This window comes from Roseomonas genomospecies 6, assembly GCF_008365375.1.
GTDB lineage: Bacteria > Pseudomonadota > Alphaproteobacteria > Azospirillales > Azospirillaceae > Azospirillum.
The window spans coordinates 15,370-36,932 of sequence record NZ_QOKW01000041.1; the positions used below are offsets into that span (position 1 = coordinate 15,370).

General features: G+C 66.8%; 15 protein-coding genes and 1 pseudogene. 8 read left to right on the plus strand and 8 right to left on the minus strand.

Features of this window, described 5'->3' with window-relative positions:
• Window positions 1-235 precede the first annotated feature (235 nt).
• Genes DS843_RS28520 through istA (DS843_RS28530) form a run of 3 tightly spaced genes read right to left on the minus strand, consistent with a single transcriptional unit; the run spans window position 236 to window position 3,198 of the window.
• Complete coding sequence (locus tag DS843_RS28520; RefSeq protein WP_149472207.1) at window positions 236-844, minus strand: plasmid pRiA4b ORF-3 family protein; 609 nt, start codon at window positions 842-844, stop codon at window positions 236-238.
• 36 nt (window positions 845-880) lie between these two features.
• Window positions 881-1,675, minus strand: a complete 795-nt coding sequence (istB, locus tag DS843_RS28525; RefSeq protein ID WP_149472208.1) for an IS21-like element helper ATPase IstB — start codon at window positions 1,673-1,675, stop codon at window positions 881-883.
• Entirely contained in the window at window positions 1,672-3,198 is a 1,527-nt protein-coding gene (gene istA / locus DS843_RS28530) for an IS21 family transposase (protein ID WP_149472209.1), read from the minus strand. The genes istB (DS843_RS28525) and istA (DS843_RS28530) overlap by 4 nt, the downstream gene beginning before the upstream one ends.
• 180 nt (window positions 3,199-3,378) lie before the next feature.
• On the opposite strand from istA (DS843_RS28530), the gene DS843_RS28535 reads away from it, so the two are divergent.
• The 5 genes from DS843_RS28535 (at window position 3,379) to DS843_RS28555 (ending at window position 8,208) form a co-directional block, all read left to right on the plus strand.
• Window positions 3,379-4,686, plus strand: a complete 1,308-nt coding sequence (locus DS843_RS28535; protein WP_149472210.1) for a hypothetical protein — start codon at window positions 3,379-3,381, stop codon at window positions 4,684-4,686.
• Window positions 4,687-5,468: 782 nt separating this feature from the next.
• On the plus strand, window positions 5,469-5,954 hold the full coding sequence (locus DS843_RS28540) for a hypothetical protein (RefSeq protein WP_149472211.1): 486 nt from the start codon (window positions 5,469-5,471) through the stop codon (window positions 5,952-5,954).
• 182 nt (window positions 5,955-6,136) lie between these two features.
• Window positions 6,137-6,430, plus strand: coding sequence for a hypothetical protein (locus DS843_RS28545; protein WP_149472212.1), 294 nt, complete (start codon window positions 6,137-6,139; stop codon window positions 6,428-6,430).
• 330 nt (window positions 6,431-6,760) lie between these two features.
• Complete coding sequence (locus DS843_RS28550) at window positions 6,761-7,882, plus strand: IS1595 family transposase (protein ID WP_149472213.1); 1,122 nt, start codon at window positions 6,761-6,763, stop codon at window positions 7,880-7,882.
• 80 nt (window positions 7,883-7,962) lie between these two features.
• A complete protein-coding gene (locus DS843_RS28555; RefSeq protein ID WP_208852351.1) occupies window positions 7,963-8,208 on the plus strand; it encodes a hypothetical protein in 246 nt (81 codons plus the stop codon).
• A 3-nt stretch (window positions 8,209-8,211) separates the two neighbouring features.
• Here DS843_RS28555 and istB (DS843_RS28560) read toward each other — a convergent pair.
• Together istB (DS843_RS28560) and istA (DS843_RS28565) are read right to left on the minus strand one after the other, a co-directional pair.
• Window positions 8,212-8,853: pseudogene (istB, locus tag DS843_RS28560) on the minus strand (IS21-like element ISAzs2 family helper ATPase IstB); the annotation flags it as partial.
• 10 nt (window positions 8,854-8,863) lie between these two features.
• Window positions 8,864-10,378 carry an IS21 family transposase gene (gene istA, locus DS843_RS28565; protein ID WP_149472214.1) on the minus strand — a complete coding sequence of 505 codons (1,515 nt, stop codon included), beginning with the start codon at window positions 10,376-10,378 and terminating at the stop codon, window positions 8,864-8,866.
• A gap of 40 nt (window positions 10,379-10,418) precedes the next feature.
• Between istA (DS843_RS28565) and DS843_RS32125 the strand changes: the two genes are divergently transcribed.
• Window positions 10,419-11,459: a DinB/UmuC family translesion DNA polymerase gene (locus tag DS843_RS32125; protein ID WP_353618391.1), complete on the plus strand. Its 1,041-nt coding sequence runs from the start codon at window positions 10,419-10,421 to the stop codon at window positions 11,457-11,459.
• 43 nt (window positions 11,460-11,502) lie between these two features.
• On the opposite strand, the gene DS843_RS28575 is transcribed toward DS843_RS32125, so the two are convergent.
• The 3 genes from DS843_RS28575 to DS843_RS28585 all read right to left on the minus strand — a co-directional run bounded on the left by DS843_RS28575 (window position 11,503) and on the right by DS843_RS28585 (window position 15,459).
• Complete coding sequence (locus DS843_RS28575; RefSeq protein ID WP_149472216.1) at window positions 11,503-12,321, minus strand: hypothetical protein; 819 nt, start codon at window positions 12,319-12,321, stop codon at window positions 11,503-11,505.
• Window positions 12,322-12,362: 41 nt separating this feature from the next.
• Window positions 12,363-14,876: a hypothetical protein gene (locus tag DS843_RS28580; protein ID WP_149472217.1), complete on the minus strand. Its 2,514-nt coding sequence runs from the start codon at window positions 14,874-14,876 to the stop codon at window positions 12,363-12,365.
• Window positions 14,877-15,156: 280 nt separating this feature from the next.
• Window positions 15,157-15,459 carry a hypothetical protein gene (locus tag DS843_RS28585; protein WP_408902094.1) on the minus strand — a complete coding sequence of 101 codons (303 nt, stop codon included), beginning with the start codon at window positions 15,457-15,459 and terminating at the stop codon, window positions 15,157-15,159.
• Window positions 15,460-15,841: 382 nt separating this feature from the next.
• Here DS843_RS28585 and DS843_RS28590 point away from each other — a divergent pair, with 382 nt between their 5' ends.
• Window positions 15,842-16,861 carry a replication initiator protein A gene (locus DS843_RS28590; protein ID WP_286192377.1) on the plus strand — a complete coding sequence of 340 codons (1,020 nt, stop codon included), beginning with the start codon at window positions 15,842-15,844 and terminating at the stop codon, window positions 16,859-16,861.
• Between the two features lie 308 nt (window positions 16,862-17,169).
• A complete protein-coding gene (locus DS843_RS28595; RefSeq protein ID WP_149472218.1) occupies window positions 17,170-21,006 on the plus strand; it encodes a hypothetical protein in 3,837 nt (1,278 codons plus the stop codon).
• Window positions 21,007-21,563 lie beyond the last annotated feature (557 nt).

The window sequence follows — 21,563 nt, forward strand, 5'->3', positions numbered from 1 at the left end:
TTCAAGCCACCGCCGGCACTGGGCCGGGGACGCTGCCCTTCCAGCGTATGGAGAGGGCCGGCGATCCGCATCAGCGGGGCGGCGGTTTTCCTGCCGGACGTGCGTCACCTGTGGTCTCGGACGGGTTGGCGAACGATGAGCGGGGAGCCGACGACAATCGGCGTCGGCATGTGTGCAACGACAATTTCGACGTCCGGCAGGCGTCAACTACGATGGCCTGTCCGGTCGGGGCTGATCACTCGTAGCGCATCAGTGCAGCGCGTCGTTTCGCGGCGCGCACAGCGGAGCGGACAGCACGATCGGTTTTCGCGAGGTCAAATTTTTCGGGATGGAACGCACGTCCGGCCCAGCGTCTCATATCGGCATGTTCGGGGTGGCTTGGGTCGTGAAAAGCTTCCAGGAAATCGGCGTAGCCGTAGACACCCCCGACATCTTCCGGTGGCCGTGAGCGCGCACCGTCAATGCAGGCGGGGTATTTGCGATCGGTCTCGGGCAGCCGCAACGTTTCGACCTCGATGCGGTGGTGCCAATCGTCGCCGAAGTCATAGAGGTAGGTGAACGGCGGCGGATTGGGCAGGAAGTCGAACAGGCGGACATCGTCCTCCGGCAGGGCCTGTGCGTCGTCATCGAAGGCATCCGCGTTGAGCATGTCGGGAGCGCCAAAGCGCAGGCCGCCGATCTCGAACTGATGCAGGTGGTAGTCCAGCCACCCGAACGCGGCTTGGATGATGTGGTGCAACTCGCCCAGCGTGGTCCGTCGCGGCACCAGCAGCCGCCGCCAGACCGGCGGCTCAATGTCCAGGATCGTGATCTTCAGCTGGGCGATGGTCGGGGGCTCGAACATGCCCGCCATCATGCCGGCATGCGCGCCCGGCGACAATTACGCCGTTGCACCGTCAATTACCCCTCGGGGCTCATCGCGCTGGGCCGCGGCCATGGCGGAGCGCCGGCGATAACTTTCCGTGTTCAGCTCCAGGATAATGGCGTGGTGCACCAGCCGGTCAATCGCGGCTACGGTCATCGCGGGATCGGGAAAGATCGCGTTCCAGGCGCTGAAGGGCTGGTTACAGGTCAAGATCAAGCTGCGCCGCTCGTAGCGTTCGGCAATCAACTCAAACAGCACCGCCGTTTCCGCCTGGTCCTTACGGACATAGCCGAGGTCATCGAGGATCAGGCAGTCGAAGCGGTCGAGCCGGCTGAGCAGGCCGGGCAAGGCCAGATCACGCCGCGCGGCCTGGAGCTTTTGCACGAGGTCGGTGGTGCGGGTGAACAGGACGCGCCGTCCGCCCTCGATGAGCACCGTGCCGATAGCGGACGCGATGTGCGTCTTGCCGACGCCGCTGGGGCCGAAGATCAGCACATTGGCGCCACGCTCGATCCAGCCGTCGCCATGCCCCAATGCCTCGACATGCGGTTTGCGGAGGGTGGGCACGGCGGCGAAGTCGAAGGTGGTCAGCGTCTTGCCCTCCGGCAGGTCCGACTCGGCCATGTGGCGGGCGATGCGCCGCTCGGTGCGCTCGGCCAACTCGTGCTCGCACAGGGCGGCCAGAAAACGAGCGGCCCCCCAGCCTTCCCGATCCGCACGCTCGGCGAAGCCCGGCCATAAGCGGCTGATCGTCGGCAGGCGCAGAGACGAGAGCATCACCGGCAGCTTGGTGGCGTCGATGTCGGTCATGTCGGCTCCGGATCAGGGGTGGATGGCGCCGGCCGCAGGAGGCGGTCGTATCCCGCCAAGTCGGGCAGCGGCACGGCGATCAGCGGGATCGCCGCCGGCTGGGGTGGGGCCACGGCGGCCCGGGCGGTTTCAAGATCGGGCATTTCGCCGCGGTCGAGCACGGCATCGAGATGGTCGGCCAGAGCGGCCTCACAGGCGCCGGTGGCGGCCAGGTGCAGCAGGCCGACATAGACGCGACAGGCCTTGCGGTCGTCGAGGCCTTCGTCGAGGACCTCCCAGGCGCGGCGAAAGGCGGGGCGTGGAAAGAGCTCCTCGCGGAACACCGAACGGCGGAACGCCTGCGGCTTGCGCACCAGTGAAGCGGCCAGGTGGCGGTAATCGACGACGCGATCGCGCCGCTTGCCTTTGGGATGCTTGCGGGTGAGCGTCAGCACCTGGGTGGTGCCCAGCCAGCAGACGAGCCGGTCATCGTAGATGTGCACCTTGAGCCGACATCCCACGAGCCGGGATGGCACGGTGTAGAGCACCTTGCGCACGGAAATGGAGCCGGTCCGGACCACGGTGACGGTGGTAGTGGAGAAGTCGGTGGTGCGGTGCCGGGGCAGCGGCTTCAGTTCCGGCAGCTCGACCTCCAGGGCCTTGCGCCGGCGGGCATTCTTGCGGGCGACGGTGTCCTGCAGAAAGGCCTGGTAGGCGGCCAGATCGGGGAAATCCCGCGAGCCGCGCAGGTCGAGAGCCTCGCGCAGCGCCGTCTTGAGATGGCCATGGGCCGCTTCGACGCTGCCGTTCTCGTGAGCGACGCCGCAGTTGTTGCGGGTCGGGGCCATGGCGTAATGGCGGCAGAAGGCCGCGTAACCGGCGGCCTCGTCGTCCTCGCTGGCGAGGTTGCGGTAGGCGGCGGACAGCCGGTCGGTGCGATGGGTGTGGGGTACGCCGCCGAGCTGCCAAAGCGCCTCCTGGAGCCCCTCGGTGAGCGCCGTGAAGCTCTCGCCCCCCTGGACGACCTTGACGAACTCCCAGCCGCTGTAGGCCAGCCAGAAATGATAGAGGAGGTGATCGAAAGAAATGCCGTCGATGGTGACGCTGAGGCTGGCCGCCTCGGTGAAATCGGAGAGGGCCTGATGCCCCGGCGGGTGCTCCTGGCGGAAAATCAACTCCTGCTCCGGGCCTTCGGTCGCCCGCCACACAGCGACCCGTCGTTGCAGGGACCGCAGCAGGCGGTCCGGGTAGGCGCCGGGATGGCGCCGCTGGAGTTCCTCCAGCAGCGTCGTCGCCCGGATGTGCGGCACGGATCGCAGAACCGGCACCAACTCTTCCTCCCAGACGCCAAGGAAGGGGTCTTCCCGCGTGCGCCATGTTCGTTCACACGACCGTTGGCTGGGCAGAACCGGGTCGGCGTCGATCCGCCGCGCGGTTCGCTCGCTGAACCCGGCCTTCGCCGCGGCCCCGACTTGGGTCTGACCGCGCCTGCGCTCGTCCATGTACCGCCTGACCTGCCGGTCGGTGATCCGTGCTCCCGTCATCAGCCTGTCCCTGCAATTGCAGGGACAGGCTGATGACGCAACCGTCAACCGGCCATTCCAATCGTCGTTAGGCGGTCAGTGTAATTGGTGCCGTGCAGGCATGCATTTCCCAGCAGCGAACCCGGACAACATAGTCGGGGCCCGACGAGGCAGCCCATCATCCCCAACCCGAGATCACCGATGACCGATACCGTGCTGCAGGACGCCACCCTCACCGGGGCCTTCGTTCCCGCCCCCGATGCACAGCCCCCCAAGCCCCGCCACGTCGGCCACTTTTTCGCCATCGACGCCCGCGCATGGGTGCTGGCGTGCGCGCTCGGCCTCAACGCCGCCGTCGCCTATCTGGTCCTCGCGGCGTTTTCGCGGCGCGACAACCGCACCACGTGCGCCGGGGTCGAAGCGGTGAAAAAGTACGCCAGGGTCGGGTGGAGCCGCGCGGCGAAGGCCGTCGACCTTATCGAAACTGCCGGTCTGGTCAGCACGCCGGATCGACCGAAGCTGCTGCGCATGCTGACGCCGGCGCACACCATTCCCGAGTGCGAAGGCTATCCGCCCGAGCCGCTGACCGAGCATGAACGTCGCCTCTACGACTGGCTGGCGCCGGGAGGCTCATGGCTGCCGTCCCGGGCTTGCCCGGAGCTGGGCGGCTGTCGTCCGCGCACTCTCATCCGCGGGATCGTCGACAAGGGCTGGGCGCGCGCTCTCGGCGGGCACACCTACGCACCTGTCGTCTACGATCCGGCTGCCGCCGCCCTGCCCGCGTGGATTTGGCTGCCCCGGTCCCTGGTCGTCGGTGCTGGAGGCGACACGCCGCCGATCGTCAAACTGCGCCAAGCTCAGAGCGTTGGTTTGTTGCGTTTGTTTGTTCAACTCTATGGCGTCCAGGACCTGGCCGAAGACGGTGGCCTGCCCTGGACTTTCGTACGCTGCCGCCATACGAAGGTCCGCGTCGGCGAACGCGGCCGGTACAACGTCGTCGCTTTCGGCAACCCGGAGCCCGAATTCAGACTCACTCATCCGCTGGTCCAGACCCACGCAAACGCCCGCCCCGAAAATCCCACAGCCGGGCTCGCGGAATTCAAGGAGCAGTTGAACCGGCTGATCGACATGGGACTCGTCGAGGTCGTCGACCATCTCGTCGAGAGCCTATCCGGCGAGGCCGAAATCCTGCACCCCTGCCCGCGCGCCAACGGCAACGTTCTGGAGCGCAAGGTGGCCCAGGCGGCTGATGCCGCCGCCCGCGCGCTGGTGCCCGCCCCGCGGATCGCCGCCGCCGTGCGCCCGCTCGGCGCCTCGTACACACTGGTGCCCGTCCCCTCGGCGCTGGAGCAGGTGGAATTGCTCGGCATTCTGCGGCTCCGCTACCGAGCGTGGACGCGACGGACCGCGGCCTGGAGCGCGAACACCAAGGAGCGCTGCCAGACCCACCTGCAGCAGTACGAGCGCATGCTCGCCATGGCGCGGCGCGGTCACCCGACGACCCCTTAACACACCGTGGCCACGCTCCGGTGAACCACCGCGGGAGACGTAAAGGAAGAATCAAGGAGGGTTCAAGGACGGTTCAAGGAGATGTCAACGACGCTATACCAATTCGGTGCTTCGCACCGCGCCGGGCGGCGCGTTTCGCCATCGCCTTGGGCCGCTGCCGCGGCTCCCTGCCCTTCCTCGCTGGCCGCGTTCGACGGTTCGCGGTCTCGCCATCGGCCCCACGGGCCCTGCCGGGCGCCGGGACGTTTGAGCGACGGATCGAACCTCCGAAGACGCCGACGGCCAGCACCGCCGGCGTTCCAGCTCCGCGCCGAATTGCCGACGCGATCACCGTCGCCTCGATGCCGCAAAGGCTTCCACAGACGAGCGCCGTCCGTATTGGAGTATGGACGCCTACCATCAAGGTACCAGGAGCGATCGTCAAAAGTGTGCAACACCGATCCAAAGGACAGACCGCAACCATGATCTCCGGTCAGCAGATTTTTTCTTCACCCAGCCCTTGCCTCACGCGCAAGCGAACGGATATCTCCCATCGCAGGGCTTTTGCCAAACCGAAGCAAGCATCGTGGGACGACCGATGAGTGTCAAGGAGACACAGGTGATCGCGGCGGGCACCGCGCTGGAGGCGGCAGGCGAGCCGGTCAACGGCACGGCGCTGCGTCGGGCGCTTGGCGGCCACGGCCGGCCGGAGGCCTTGCTGCGCGTGTGGCAGGCCCACAAGCTGGCGCAGGCGACCCGGCCCGCGGGCCCTCGGGCCGCTGATCGACGAGGCCCTCACGGCGGTGCGCCAGCCGCTCGAGCGGCTGGCCGAAGCCAGTTGGCGCGGTGCCACCGACGGCCTCGCCGCGCGGATCCGCGAGCTGGAGCGGCAGCTGCGGGACACGGAGGAGGAGATGAGCACGACGATCGACCGGAGCGAACGCGCGCTCGAGGAGGCCCACGCGCAGATCGATGTGCTGAACGCGGCGCTCGCGGCCGCCGAGGAGCAGCACCAGACCGAGCGGCGGGCGCTGCAGGACAAGGTCCGTGCGTTCGAAGAGCAGCTCGCGACCCGCGACGACGAACGGCGGACGGTCCGCGCCCTCGCTGACCTGCTGCCCTCGCTGCAGCAGGCCATCGCCGACCGGTCGCTGTCGCCCGACGGGAGCCGTGACACCGAGCCTACCCGACCGAGGCGCGCGCAAACAAACGAACAGACGGCGGTGCTGCCGCTGCTCGACGCCATGACCGCATCCGTCGGACCGCTGCCGAGCACCGCGCCCGCCTGAACAAGGCCATCGCCGGTTGGGCCGATGTCGCTCGCGGGCGGCCCGGCCACCGAAGGGCTACATCGCCAACAGCGCCATGCGTCATGCGCCCATCCCGCCGCGACACGGCGGCGCGCCTCAGACAAAAAGGCACACGATTGAGAGCGCAGCGGATACCCCCGGCGCCAGAAACGGAGACCACAGTGAGACAGGCCTTGGCTCGATTTTTTGCCCGTCACCCGGGCATGGAGCGCAAACTCGCCGGGGTGCTCGGTCCCAACCGGCTGGCCGGCGCGGCAACCTGGAACGATCTGACCAAAGTGATCACCGCCAAGGATTTGGTTGATCAGCTCGTCCGGATTCCCTGCTCTTCGACGGAGCAGACCCTGCTCGCCGCCATTTTGACGGAGCCTATCCCGCATCGCCCGGCTCGACCCACAGCAGAAAGGGATTCTGCACGCAATTCTAGTGTGACCGCCGGACCGACGACCGCTTGAATCCGCCCTCCATCCTCACTCGGATTAAAAAATGCTTGCGGTGACTCGTCCAGTGAAGCACCGGCGATCGCAACGCCATCCACAAATTGTGCGTTGCACGGCCAAATGCGGCCGAGAGGGCATTGTTTCTGTATCGTGGTCATTCACTCATTGTTCATGGGGGACCGTCCATAACGCTAGCAAGAGCCCTTGCTTACGATGGCGACGTCGAAAATGCCTGATGCGTTGAAGTTTTGTCAGATGAGGACACCCGACAAAAATCCGGCTTTATGGCCCAAACGCCGCAAACGTGTTAGAAGTCCCCCTTTCGCGTGGGCGGGAGGGGTGGCCATGGCCTTTAACGCGGTTGAGTATATGAAGGGGATTCACACGCAGGAGGAGATGGTGCGGGGCTTCGCCGACGAAGCGACCTGCCGCCGACTGCTCGAAGCGCTGGTCTGGCCGAACGGGCGGCGCTGCCCGAAGACGGATTGCGGCTCCTTCCGGTCAATCGCTCTGGCCGACCGGGCGATGGGTAAGACCAAGCGCCCCGGTCTCTATCAGTGCTGTCGGTGCGGCCACCAGTTCACCGCAACCAGCGGTACGCCGCTTCACGCTACGAAGTTGTCCATCAAGACGTGGATGACCGCTCTCTGGTTGACGCTCCAAGCCGACAAGGGCGTCTCCAGCGTCCGGCTCAGCGAGGCGCTGGGCATCAGTCAGAAGGCGACCTGGCGGGTAGAACACGCCCTGCGGTTGCTCATGGCCGACCACGAGACGAAGCTCGACGGCATCGTCGAGGCGGACGACGTCCGCATCGGCGGCAAGCCCCGCAAGGACCCGAGCAACCCCGACGCGCGGCGCGGGATGCAGGGGCACTCGACGAAGTGGCCAGCTCTAAGCGCCGTGCAGCGCCCAGAAGACGAGTCGCCGGGAGTCGCCCGACTCACGCCGCTCGACGGACTGGGGGCGGCTGAAGTCACGGCCGCGTTGGCCGCGGCGGTCGAACCGAGCGCTCATCTGATGAGTGACACCCACGGTTCGCTCGGCAAGGCCGGCACGAGCTATGTGGCGCATGACACCGTCTCGCACTCCGACAAAGAGTTCGTCCGCGGCATCGTTCACTCGAATTCCGCCGAGGCGCTGAACGACCGCGTCCGGCGGACCGTCGCCGGCGTCTTCCACTTCATCAGTCAAGAACACGCGCAAGGCTACTTCGACGAAATCGCTTTTCGCTGGAGTCAGCGCGTCTATCGCGGCACGGCCAATCGGAAAACCCGCAAAGGCCGAGTCCGGGCGGTGAAGCAGTGGGACCGGATCCCGCCCGCCCAGCAGATGGTCACCCTGTTCGGCCGCGCCGTCGGTCGCCGCCTCCGCCGGACCGTGCGGGGCGGCATCGACGTCATCTCTCGCGCCTCGGTGGTCTATGTGCCAGAACAGGCACAACTTCCCGGAACGGCGTTTGGGTCATAAAGCCGCTTCTTTCAAGCCGTGGAACGGCGTTCGACAACAAGCTTGTTTATCTGCTGCGCAAGCGCTGGGGGATCCCGACCGTGAAGATCAACGGGGTCGAGGCGAATCCGGCCCGCTGGCCGGATGGCAGCTACTCGATCCAGGGAGCGGCGAGCGCCCTCGGCGTCACCGGCCAGACGATTTTCAAATGGCTGAAGCGTGGCCGGCTGTCCGGGCGTCAGCTCACCAAGGGGCAGCCTTGGCAAGTCACGCTCGACGACGAGCGCATTCCCGAGCTGCGCGCGCTGGTCCGACACACCAACCCGTCAAGGAGGAAGGCATCATGAAACGGTTGGGTCGCCGATGAGCCGATGCCAGTTGGCCACGGGAACTTGGGTGGCCAGCATGGTTGCGGCCCGGTCGTGGCGGTCGTCGATCACCTCCATCAGGTCCAGGCGCTGAGCCGCGGTCAGCTCGGTCATCGCCCAGTCATCCAGGATCAGCAGGTCGAGCCGGGCGATCCGTCGCAGCAGCCGGGCGAGTGAACCGTCCAGGCGGGCGGTGGCCAGATCGTCCAGCAGGCGGGTCAGCCGGGTGTAGAGTACGCTGTGGCCTTCCCGCGCCGCCTGGTTGCCAAGTGCACAGGCCAGCCAGGTCTTGCCGATCCCGGTCGGGCCGGTGATCAGAACCGGCCGGTTCTCCTTCACCCATCGCCCGGTGGCCAGTTCCCGCACAACACCGCGATCGAGCCCACGCGGGGTGCGCAGGTCGAGGTCCTCCAGGCAGGCAGTCTGGCGCAGTCTGGCGCGTTTCAGCCGGCTGGCGAGCGCGGTGTTGGCCCGCTCCGCCGCCTCGCGTTCGATCAAGGTGCCCAACTGCTCGTCGAAAGCCAGTTGGCCGCGGTCGGGCAGACGCTCCAACGCCTCCAGCCCCTTGGCCATGCCGTACAGACGCAACTGGCGCAACCGCTCGTGGTTGACGTGCTTCATCATCGTGTCTCCGTCAGTGATAATAGGAAGGGCCGCGCAGATTGGCGTGCTCGCCGGCACCAGCCGGGTCCGCCGCCGTGGCGGGGGGCGCCGCCAACCAGCGCTGGACGTAGCGGTAGGATCCGACGTTGGCCTCCAGGGCCGCCTGGCAGGCTTGCTCCAGCCGGTCGGTGCCATGGGTGGCGGCCAGGCGGATCAGGCCGATCCCGGCCCGCACCGCCTGTTCGGGATGATCGGCGCCGGCCAGGATGCGCGCGAACAGCAACGCGGCGGCCGGGCCGATGGCGGCCAAGTCGGCCTGGATGGCGTCAGGGGTGAAGCGGGCGACGGCCCGGTGGTTGGCAGGGCGATGGGCGTCCAGCGTCACGGTGGCGCCATCCTGCCGCCGGACATGGCAGGCCATCCGCTTGCCGCGCAGAAAGACGCTGATCACGCCGGCGGTGCTGTGCACGTCGACCGTCTTGCCGATCAGCGTGTGGGGCACCGAGTAGACGCCGCCGTCGAGGGCGAGATGATAGTCGGGCGGCACCTTATGGCGAGCCCAGGTGCCGGGCACGAAGCGTTCCGGCGGCAAGGGGCGCAGGGTCGGCTTCTCCTCGGTGGCGAACAGGCTGGCGCGCGTGTCCTGTGGCCTGCGGCTCAAGGGAGCAGCGTTGAGGGCGGCCAGCTTGTCGTGCAGGGCCGCGTTGGCGGCGTCCAACGTGGCGAAGAGCGTATCGCGCAACGGAGCCAGCACCCGCCGCTCGACCTGCTGCACACCGTTCTCGGCGCTGGGCTTATCGCGTGGGCGCCTCACCCGTGCCGGCAGGACGGCGGTGCGGTAGTGCCGGGCGAGATCGTGATAAGCTGGGTTGATTGCCGGATCGTAGAAGGAGGCGTGGCTGACGCCGACCTTGAGATTGTCCGGCACCAGCTTGCCCGGCACGCCGCCCAGATGCTCGAACAGCCGGACGTGGGAGGCCAGCCACTCCTCCGCCTGCTGAGTCCAGGTCGCCTCGGCATAGACGTAACCCGAATACGGCAGGCAGGCGACAAACACCTGGGCCGGCCGCGCCTCGGCGCCGAGCCCGACGCTCAGCGTCATCCCGGCGTAATCAACCTCGATCGCCGCCCCCGGCCGATGTTCCCGGCGCAGACGCGGCTCGGCATGGGCACCCTGCCATGCCCGGAAATGCTGGACGAATTGGGTGTAGCGATAGCCGCCGGGATGGACCTCCAGGTATTCCTCCCACAGCAGACGCAGCGTTACGCCACGGCGGCTGAGTTCACGGCTGATGTGTCGCCAGTCCGGCACCGGGCGGGCCGACGTGACCGGAGGCGGGAACAGCCGCTCTTCCAACTCGACGTCCGTCCACCCCAGCACATCCGCGTACCGCAGCCCGGAGGCCCGTAGCCGATCCAGGTAATCGCGCACGGTGCTGCGCGGCAGCCGGCAGGCATCGGCAATCTGCCGTTGGCTGGCGCCGAACTCATCCCGCAGACGAAGGACTTCTCTGATCCGCCGCATGTCCGACCTCGCTCGGGGCATCCCGATCCTCCTTGGCCTGTGCCGTGGAAAGATCATGGGGATGCCAAAGGCTGGTTCGGACCCCGACACCACCACCCCTACGGGTGGGCGAATTCACCGAAACGGGTGGGCGCTTTCACCGTTCTGCCCGGGCGCTTTCCGCCGTTCCTACTGGGTGCTTTCCGCCGAAATATGCCGAGAACCGCGTTTTGCCGCCGACGGGCGGGACCGGCATTCCGGTCGACGTGGGGATCGGGCCCACCAAGCTGCTGGCCAAGGTCGCGAACCGCTGCGCCAAAAAGCGCCCGGAGTACGCCAGCGTCTGCGACCTGCGCGCCCGCTGTGCCCAAGACGCGGTGCTGCCGTCCTTCCCAGTCGAGGACGTCTGGGGGATCGGCCCACGCTCGGCCGAGAAGCTTCGGATGCGAGGTGTCCGCACGGCGGCGGACCTGCGCGATCTGGATCCCAGGATCGCCCGCCAACTGCTGACCTTAATCGGGGAGAGGATCGTCTACGAGCTGCGTGGCGTTCCGTGCCTCCTCCTGGAGCTGGTGCGTTCGGAGCGGCAGAGCACGGCGGTCACCCGCTCGTTCGCCGAGCCGGTGGTGACCTGGGAGGACATCACCAGGCGGTCGTGGCCTTCGCTACCCGGGCCGCGGAGAAGCTGCGCCAGCAGGGGCTGGTGGCCGAGGCGCTCCAGGTTTTCGTCCAAACGAACCGGTTCCGCACGGACGAACCCCAGTACGCGAACGCCGCTACCTGCGAGCTCGCCCCTCCAACGAACGACACGTTCGATCTGATCGCTGCCGCTACAGCCGTGGCGCGCCGCCTGTGGCGAAACGGCTTCCGGTACGCCAAGGCCGGGGTGATCCTGAGCGGTCTGACGCCGCAGGACCGCGTACAGCTCTTTCTCCTCGACGCCCGCGGTGCATGCTCGGCGAAGCCCACGGCCGCCATGAACGCGGTCAACACCAAGATGGGGCGGGGCACCCTAGCGCCGTCGTCGGTCGCAGGAGACTGGGGAGGATGGCGCATGAAGCAGGACAAGCGGTCGCCGCGCTATACGACGTGCCTCGACGAACTGCCGGTGGTCCGGGCCTGACCGTGGGTCCCTCCCGGCCATCTCCGCCTTAGGAGGGCCACGGTCAGCGGCTGACCGTCCCACCGATCTTCCCCTGCCCGGCTTCGGCTTCGGCACAGGCCTTGCCGGCGTAGGCAGCGGCGGCCGCTCTGAGAAGAGCTCTGCCCATGGTGTACCAGTCGGGGTCGCCATAGCTCGTCAGCACCTCGTCGATCTTAGCGACGACATAGCCCGCCTCCTCCCATGCCCCCGTCCCGGCGTTCAGCTCATGGACGGAGTAGATCTGGCGAATCACGCCCTCAGCCGCGGGGTCGTCCACGGTGCCCTCGACGACCGTCTCGTCGAGGCAGACCGTCCTCCCGTCGACTGCGTGGACGGTGCCGCGCGGCAGCTCGACGCGGGCGTAGGGGTCACGGGCGATCTTGGCGCGGTCGTGGGCCGACAGGTCCTCGTTGCTCCAGGCGCCGGTCAGCATGTAGGAGCGGACGATCTTCACGACGTGGGCGACGGCCAGCTCGCGACCAGCCTCGGTCCCGTGCTCCTTGAACACGGCTTCGGCGGCGTCGCTCAAGCGGAAGAAGGGTCCGGGGACGCACGCCCCGCACAAAGCCGCGAAGGCGAGCGTCTCCAGGTCGCCCGCCATGCGGCGATCGACGCGCCCCCAAAAGGTGCCATCCGGGAAAGCGACCACGATCACGCACTCGGCTTCCATGGTGCGGTAACCGTCGTCCCAACGGGACAGCTTCACATTCGCCGTGGCGGCACGCACCACCGGCTTGGCAACCTCGGCGGCTTCGAACACGGCGGCGGCGAGGAGAGCCTTCTCGTCCACGCGGTAACGGCGAAAGCGGGCGGTGTACGCGAACTCGATCTTGCTGAGCATGGTTATCAATCCAGCTTTGCGTCCATGGCGGCGGTCCCTTTTCAGTTGGTTCCCGGCCGCTTGGGCAACTCCGGACGCTCGCTGGTGAACGGCATGCCCGCCTGCTCGACGTAGGTGCAGGCGCCCAGCATGGCCTTGCTGTTCGGCCAGCGCTGGTAGGCCCTCCGCACGTCGCGTTCGTAGCTCCAATCGGCCGAGCCGACACGCTTGTCGAGGAAGACGATCTCCTTTTCGAGGACCGCGCAAAACTCGGAGGTCAGACTCAGGAGGCGCAGACCGTTGAGGATGCCCGTTTTGGTGTCGTACGGCAGGAACTCGAGCGCGAGCCCCTGGTGCGGCTTACGGTCCGGGATGCCACGGCATTGGGCTGGCACCCTTCGGTGGTCATACGGAAGGTCGAACTCCCCCAACCCAGGGATTCCGATGCAGAGGAAGAGAGCATCGCCGTGGCGCAGAAGGCCGACGGTCATCGGCGCCTTTCGCGCCGCCTGCGCCTCCTTTTCGGTCATCTCGGGCACGCCGCCCGAAATGGTCAGCAGCGCGCTCCGCCCAAGCCTCAAGGCGAAGCCGCCTTCCGACGGAACCTGGCTCCGGAACACCGCCGGAACCGGCTGACCAACCGCCAGGACAACCGGATTCTTCAGCCCGAACGTCTTGGCGTCCTCGGGCGTGACGATCGCACTGCCGATCCCGCCGACGAACGCCACCGGCCCCTGGCCGCCCAGCTGTACGGTCGGAACGTCGTCCGGCTCGGCGCCGTTCTGGCCGAGGCTCCACTCGTCGACGATGCACTCGATGCGCGTCACGGCCGGGCGGTCACTCGACGGCAGGGTCTTCAGCGTGCCCAGAGTACGGTGATGGTGGTGCGCAACGACAAGCATGGCCGCCCACTCCACGTCGTCGGCCTGGTGCTGGGAAACGCGCTGGCCCGGCGCAGGGAACGGGATTCCGATGCGCATACGCTTCTGCACTTCGACCGCCGCAAGGCGCTCGCCGGAGGGCAGCGACGCCACCCCGGCGTCGAGCTTGTGGCACACGGTGGTCCACTCCTCGGGCGTCATGTCAGACGGCCGCGGATCGCCGGTCGGGTGCAAGGACACCGCAACCGGTTGACCCATTACGGGCTCCTCGCCCTCGGCACCCTGGCGCACGAGGACGATGCGGATCACGCTGGCGTCATCCGGATCGCGCACCGCCAACACGCCCGTGTCGATCATAGGACCGCGAAGGGCATTGAGGTGCTCCTGCCCGCCCACTTCGATCCAAACGCCGTTCTCGGGAACCTCAAGCCTCTGGAGAGCCTGGAGAACAGCCGCCGTGCCGCCCTCCTCCAGATCCTCGATCAGCACCGCAGCCAAGGACGGGCCGATGCTCCAGCACTCGGCACCATCCCGCAGCGCCGCCCCGGCCAACAGAACCGAGACATCGCCGACGTTCTGCGGCATGCGCAGTGTCCCCTCGAGGTGCTCGGCACGGGCGAGCACCTTCGCCGCGAAGCTCCGGCCGCCTTCGGAAGGCGTGGCTTCTCCCACCTTAGGGGCGGCACCAGCGGCTGGAACTTCGGCCGCCCGCGGCCACGCGACCGACGACAGATCCAGCGGCACGAAATCGGCCTCGTCCCAGGCCCGCTCACGCATCGTCATCACGGCGGTCTGCGCGCGGCGGCCGTCGCCATACATCTCGCACTTCACCCAAACCGTGCCGAGCACCGTCTCGATCGGCCCCTCGGCCGTGCCCCAACCGCGGTCACGGATGCCGCGCAGGCGCTCGTCCCGCTCGACCTGCGCGAGGAATTCCCCGACGGCCTTGACGGCGCCGGCAACGCCAAGGTTGCGCGCGAGCGTCGTGCTCAGGTAGCCGATGCCCGGGAGGCGGTTCGCCTCGCCGTGGCGGGAGGCATCCTTGGTCGCCTGCCGGAAGCTGTCACGGATCATGGCCTCGATGTCGGCAAAGATCCCGCCAAAGACCATTCCGCCTTCCGAAGCCTTCCCGGACGTCTCGTCGGCGGCGTTCCCCGTCTCGTCTGCCTCGACCGGCGGCCCGCCCCCGACGCGCACGCCGTCGAGGTTCTGCACCAGCGGCTTCATGTCGACGTCGAACTCGCACGGCTCGGGGTCGCCGAGACGCGTGACGACGAGCACCGGCGTCCCGTGCCGGCGATCGGTGCCGACGACGCACAGGCGCTCCACGCCGCCGTTGATAGGAGCCTCGATCTCCAGGCCCGGAATGAACACCGTCGAGACCTGGACAGCGTACCCGTTCTGACCCGCGAGGATCATGCCCCCGCGGTCCGTATCATGGCGCACCAGCAGGCCGCGCTTGCCGCCGCCGATGTGGAAAAGATCACCCTCACCCAGGCCACCCAGCCGCTGGAGGCGGTCGCGCAACGTCTCCATGGAGTTGCGCAAATTGCTGGCATCGTCGATCGTCGGCGCGGGATCATCGTGGACGCCCCCGGCCGCCGAGGAAAGGTTCAGGTTAGGCGTGCGAGCACGCGCTTCCGCGGATTTGGGGTCGCGGTGGCGCTGTTCCGCGTAGGGGGTCTTCATGGTCATGAAAGGGCCTTTGTCGGGTCACCCGTGGGTGGGCCCCCTCAGATATTGACCACGTCACGCGAAACATTGCGGCAATGCTGACATGCGACCTGCGCATGCCTTAGGACAGCCGACGGCAGCGGACGCCACCGAAGATACGTCCTGGCTTCCCGTGACGAACACGCTGAGGCTGCACTCGGCGAGTGGGGCCAGTGTAGCCTGGGCAAGGCGCCCTGGTTCGCCGCCTGGGTACTCGACCACGAGAGCCGCAGGCCGGAGTACGCGGTCCATCGTCTCATGGTCAGGAGGCTGCACTCGGTGACGTCCGTGCATATGAACCCGACATCTCGCCATGAGACCGCCGAACACACCGGCCAGGGCCGGTGGTCATCCGCAGGTGAGGGCGTAAGCGCTTGGCCAGCTCTGGGGCGTCGGCCTGGATCCAGCGGTAGAGCGTCGTGTGATCGACCGCCACGCCGCGGTCGGCCAGCATCCGTTCCAGGTCGTGGTAACTGATCGGAAACTGCAAGTACCAGCGCTCCGCCCACAGGATCACCGCCGCCGTGAACTGCCGACCCTTGAACGGGCTCTTCGTGCTGCGCATCACCGTGTCACCCCAGCCGCTGAAAGGGGTCGGGCTTCACCCGATCTCCGCCCACGGACAAACTTTGCAACGGAAACGGCCAGGCCCGTCCTCGTTCCGCCCCACTCCCAACGAGTTGTACGGTACCGTTTCAGCGCCTGTCCGAAGACGAATTGGAAGCTGTGGTTTCTTTCCATACTCCTTCGGGGCCTTGACCATCAGCAGGTTGCGCTCAGCGCGTACGTTCATCCTTCAGACCACGTCACCAATGTGACCGGCGTACCACGCGGCCGTGGCTTGGCAAGCGCGGCGAATCCGCCGGGGTCGCCCGAACGCGACGCTTGACTCGGTAGATTGCTCACGGCCATGCTTTCGGTAGATTGCTCACACCCCAGGACTGCCGGTGACCAAGGACGCCAAACGCCCCAAGGATGAAAAGGAGTCCCGACAGGTCGATCTGTTCCTGGACAGCCTCATCAACGCTCCCATCAAGGACGACCGGGCGCTGATGGAGTTTCCCTTCTTCAGCCTACAGAAGCCGCGGCTGATGGATCCGATCGAGTACGAGGACGACGAGGTGCAGATCCGCGTCAGCCCCGGCGAGCGCGGCGTGGCGACGATCTGGGACAAAGACGTCCTCATCTATGTGGCGTCGCTCATCAACGACCGAATCGAGCGCGGCCTGCCGGTCAGCCGCACCGTGCACTTCCCCGCCCACGACCTGTTGAAGCTGACCCACAGGGGTACCGGCAAGCAGGCCTACGAGCTGCTCAAGGACGCGCTGTTCCGGCTGCGCTCGACCACGATCACCACCACAATCAAGTCCGGCGGCGAAACCAAGGACCGCGGCTTTGGCTGGATCGACAGCTTCGAGATCGTGCGCCGCGAGCGCGCCGACGGCAAGATGGTGATGCAGGCGGTCGAAGTGACCCTGAACGATTGGATGTTCAAGGCGATCGTCAAGGATCGCCGCGTGCTCACCATCTCGCCCAGCTACTTCGAGATCGACGGCGGCCTGGAGCGGCGCGTCTACGAGTTGGCGCGCAAGCACTGCGGCCATCAGGACGAATGGCGCATCGGCCTGGAGCGCCTGGCAAAAAAGTGCGGCGCCCGCTCGGAACTGCGCTTCTTCAAACGCGACGTCCTCAAGATCATTGAGCGTGGCAGCCTGCCCGACTACACGATCCAGATGGAACAGGACATCGGCCGCGGCCGCGCAGGACGGATCACCGTGGTCTTCGAGCCGCGGACCAAGCGTGAGCAATCTACCGACTCGGGCACGGGGCGTGAGCATTCTACCGAGTCGCGCGCGCTACCGGCGCTTGAGCGTGAGCAATCTACCGACTCGACAGCAAAACCCAAGCGCCGGAATGTGAGCAAAACACCGAAACGGACGGCCAAAACTGCCACCGGCACCCGCTGATCCGCCGCATTCCGGAGCGCGTTGTGAGTCCGCTCGGTAGATAGCTCACACCAGCACGGTAGATAGCTCACACCAGCACGGTAGATAGCTCACAATGGGAGTCGGTAGAAAGCTCACCCAGAATCGGTAGAATGCTCACGCAAAACGCCGGTAAGCCTTTGGCCCGTCTGAGGGAATCCAGCCTCTAACTCTCTAACTCAAAGAGTCTAACCTTTTAAGAGAACCGGGCTGTGGATAAGCGGGCGCCCACAACCGGACCAGGAACCAAGCCGGTTTGACGCGCCGCCGGGATCAGCTAGGCTCACGGCATGTTCACGGTTGAAAACCGGCACATCGCCGCATTGACAGACGCGGACCTACGCACCCTCGTCGGCATGCTGTGCGAGGCCCACCTGCGCGCCGCCAATCTGCCGAAATCCGCCGTCACCTACGGCGGCGACCAGCGGGCGGCCGACGGCGGAGTCGATGTTCGAGTGGACCTGCCGCCGGATGCCGTCGTGGCCAGCTGGGTTCCACGTCCGCAAACAGTTTTCCAGGTCAAGCAGGAGAAAAACGGCCTGCCACCCACCGCGATCACCGCTGAGATGCGCCCGAAGGACGCGCCGCGCCCGCTCCTCGCCGAACTCGCCGCGAGCGGCGGAGCCTACATCATCGTCAGCGGCATGGAGACGCTGTCAGACAGGGCTCTAGCATTGCGCCGCCGGGCGATGAGGGAGGCCATCGCCGACGTGCCCGGCACAACGGAAATGCCGCTGGACGTGTACGACGGCCACCGCATCGCCCGCTGGGCCAACGAGCACCCCGGCGTGGCTCACTGGGCTCGGCACCAGATCGGCGAGCCACTCGAAGGCTGGCGGCCGTTCGACGATTGGACAGCGACCCCGCTATCGGTGGAGAGCGAATACCTCGTGGACGATAAGGGCCGGCTGTTCGACGGTTCGGCACGCGATCCTGACGGGCTTCCCATCGTGGGGGGGCTGGAGCGGATCCGCGCCTCCCTGGCACAGCCTGGCGCGGCGGTGCGGCTGGTCGGCTTGTCGGGGATGGGCAAGACGCGGCTGGTGCAGACCCTGTTCGACGGGCGCGTCGGCGCGAACGCCCTTGATCCGGCATGGGTCGTGTACGGCGATGCCGGCATCGTGCTAGACCCGCCACCGCAGCACATGCTTGCGCGGCTGGCGCGCGATGGCCGGCGGGCGGTGCTGATCGTCGACAATTGCCTGCCGTCCCTGCACGCCACGCTCGTCGCCGAACTGCACGCCACAGCCGGCCCGGTCAGCCTGATCACGGTGGAATACGATATCGGCGACGACAACGAGCACGACAGCACCGCGGTGTTCCGACTGGAGCCCGCCTCCGACGCGGTCATTGAGCACCTGATCGCGCGAGCCCACCCTCGCCTTGCGCAGCCGGATCGCTGGCGCATCGTTGAACTAAGCGAAGGCAACGCCCGGCTGGCGCTGGCGCTGGCCGCCGCGGCGCCGCGCGGCGGCAGCGTCGCCCAGCTGTCCAAAAGCGATCTCTTCAATCGCCTGTTCCACCAACGGAACGACAAGACCGGCGACCAGGCTCTGCTGCGGGCGGCCGAGGTCTGCGCGCTGGTTTATTCCTTCGACGGCGAGACGGTGAAGGGCGAAGGTTCAGAGCTTCCACTGCTGGCGGAACTGGCCGAGCAGACGGTGACCCACCTTCACCGCCATGTGGCGACGCTACTGCGCCGGCAGCTCGTGCAGAAACGCGACCGCTGGCGCGCCGTTCTGCCGCAGGCGCTTGCCATCCATCTGGCGCGCCAAGCGCTGGAGAACATCCCGACAGCGCTTCTCCGCGCGGCTATCGAGGGCGCGCCACCGCGCCTGCTCAGGTCGTTCACGCGGCGGGTCGGCTATCTGCACGACAGCGAGGCGGCGCAGGACATCGTTGCCGCGTGGCTGGAACCGGATGGCCGGCTGCACGACGTTGCGCGGCTGGACAGCCATGGTTGGGACATGTTCGAGAACGTCGCCCCCGTTCGCCCGGATCTCGCCCTGAACGCCATCCAGGCCGCCGCCGACCGGGAGGGCGACGTCGCGTTCTTCGCCGCGGACCAACACCGCCGCAGCGAACTGGTGCACCTGCTACACGCCCTCGCCTACGAACCGGTGGATTTCGAGCGCGCCGCATGGCTGATGATCCGCGCGTTGGCGACGGAAGCGCCGGACAACAACCACTATTCGGGACGGCAGAACGTCGAGGCCCTGTTTGCGCTCTATCTTTCGGGCACGCATGCCAGTCAAGCCGAGCGTCTGCGCCTGATCGACCAACTGCTGCAGCACCACGAGCCGCGTTTCAACGACATCGGCGTGATGGCGCTGGGTGCGATGCTGAACGCCGGTCACTTCAGTTCGGCGGATCGGCATTCTTTCGGTGCTCGCCAGCGGGACGACGGCTGGTGGCCGAAGACGAACGATGAACAGGCGGCATGGTTTCGTGCGGCCCTGGCCCGCGCCGCTTCTCTGGCCGCCCCCGAATCCCGGCACGCCCAATCCGTCCGCTCCATGATCGCCGATCAGTTCCGCGAACTGTGGTCGGTACCGTTGCTGGCCGGCGATGTGGATGCCGTGATCCGCTCCATTGCAGGACACGGATTCTGGCCCGAAGCCTGGAAGGCGGTGTGCATGACCATGGCCTTCGACCACGAGCACATGACCGCCGAGTCCCTGGCGGCACTGCGGGCATTGGAAGCGGCTCTGCGTCCGGTCAACCTTGTGCAGAAGACACGCGCCTACGTGCTGTCCGAGGGAATGGGCATCGCCGATCTCGATGACACGGAATTGATGGAGGATCTGAACGATTTTTCCGGTGCGCAGGAGCGGCTCATCGCAAAAGTCCGGGAGCTGGGGAGCGCCCTGGCGCTCGCTGATGATGCGCTGGACACCCTGTTGCCGGAACTCGTAACGGCGCAAAGCAGCACCCTTCACATCCTCGGCAGAAGCCTGGGCGAGGCGAGCCCCGACATCAATGCGCTGTGGCGCCGCTTGGTCTCTTCGTTTGCCGCCGCGCCGGCCGAGCGACGCAACGCGACCATCCTGGCCAACGTCCTAACAGCGGCCAGCGTTCGGAATGCCGCCTGGACCGATACCATCCTAGACGCCGCTGTGGCAGACCCAGTGCTGGGCCCCTGCTTCCCCTTCATGCAGAGCGTCGTCTTTATCGGCAAGGGCGGCGTGAAGCGCCTGCAGCGTGCTCTTGAGACGGGTCTGGCCCCGATCCAAACCTACCAATCGCTCGGATGGTGTGATGCGAAGGATGGGCTGTCCGATGAGGATTTCGCCGCCCTTGTGGATACGATCGCCGGGCAGCCGGGGGGCGCCGAAATGGCCTTGGAGATCCTGTTCCGCCGCCTTTACCGCAAGCGCAATGCTACGCCAGGATCCATCGGCACCACGCTGATCGCCGCAGGCCGCAACTTGCTCGGGCGTTATGATGTGGGTGGACACAGCGTCAACGAGGATTACCGCCTGTCCGAAATGGTGAAGATGTGCCTGTCGGGTCCCGATGCCGCCGATGCGGCTCGCGGTTTGTGCCGAGCCATCGCCGGAGCGGTGCGGACATCCTGGAAGAACGCGCATGATTTCCAGGGAACGGTTTCGGTCCTGGCATCCCTGCAGCCGGTCGCCTTCCTCGACGCGTTCGTCGGCGCTGGTGAGAGCGCCGCGAAAAGCGAACTGTTCCGGTACTCCTACAGGCGGCTTCGCAATCCTCTGCTCACTGTTCCGAGAGAATCGCTGCTGGCGTGGGCGGATGCTGAGCCGGACCAGCGCTATCCGCGGCTGGCCGCGTTTCTCGGGCTGTTCGCGCATGATGCTGACGATGAAGCCGAGGGTGACGACCGGTCCCCCTCCCTGGCCGTCACCCTGCTCGACCGCGCCCCCGATAGGAACGCTATTCTGGCGGCTTTCGGCACTTCGCTGACGCCGCAGAGTTGGTCGGGCAACCTGTCCGACATTCTGGATAACCGGCGCAAGCGCTTGGGTCACCTGCTCAACCACGCCGATGCGGCCGTTAGAGCTTGGGCGGAAGAGGCTGACCGGGGGCTCGCGAAATGGGCGGACGCCGCATGCAGGTCCGAACTGGAACACGCCCGGCGCGAACGGTCCTTCGAGTAGCGCCATCGCGGCGCCGCTCCAAACCGGTCGGGCTCGCACCAGCAGGCGTTCCACGTCTTGGATGTTGCCCAACACCAGTAGGGTTTCGGGGTGCTCCTCGCCCGGCCTGGGGCGAAGAGCAGTACGGTTGTTGGTCGGTGCCGAAGTTGCACCAACGATCTCGGGTTCCATTGCAAAGTTTGACGGTCGGCGCGGAGAGTTGCGGCGTCCGCGTCGTCAGGCGGCAACACCGAACAGGTTGACGATGAAGGTCGCCTGGGTAGGCATGTCGTTGGCGGGAATGGCGGCGACCTGCCCTTTGCGCACCATCGGCAGTTCCGTCGCAAAGTTTGCCCGTGGGCGGAGATCGGGTGAAGCCCGGCCCCTTTCAGCGGCTGCGGTGACACGGTGATGCGCAGCACGAAGAGCCCGTTCAAGGGTCGGCAGTTCAGTACGCATCCGGTGAGTAGCGCGGTCAGGCAGCTTTCGTCTGCTCGGGGATTGCCTTCCAGTTCCAGGGCAGGAGTTCGTGCAGGCGGGTTTGGGGCATGTCGTTGATGCGCGCCAGCACGTCGGCG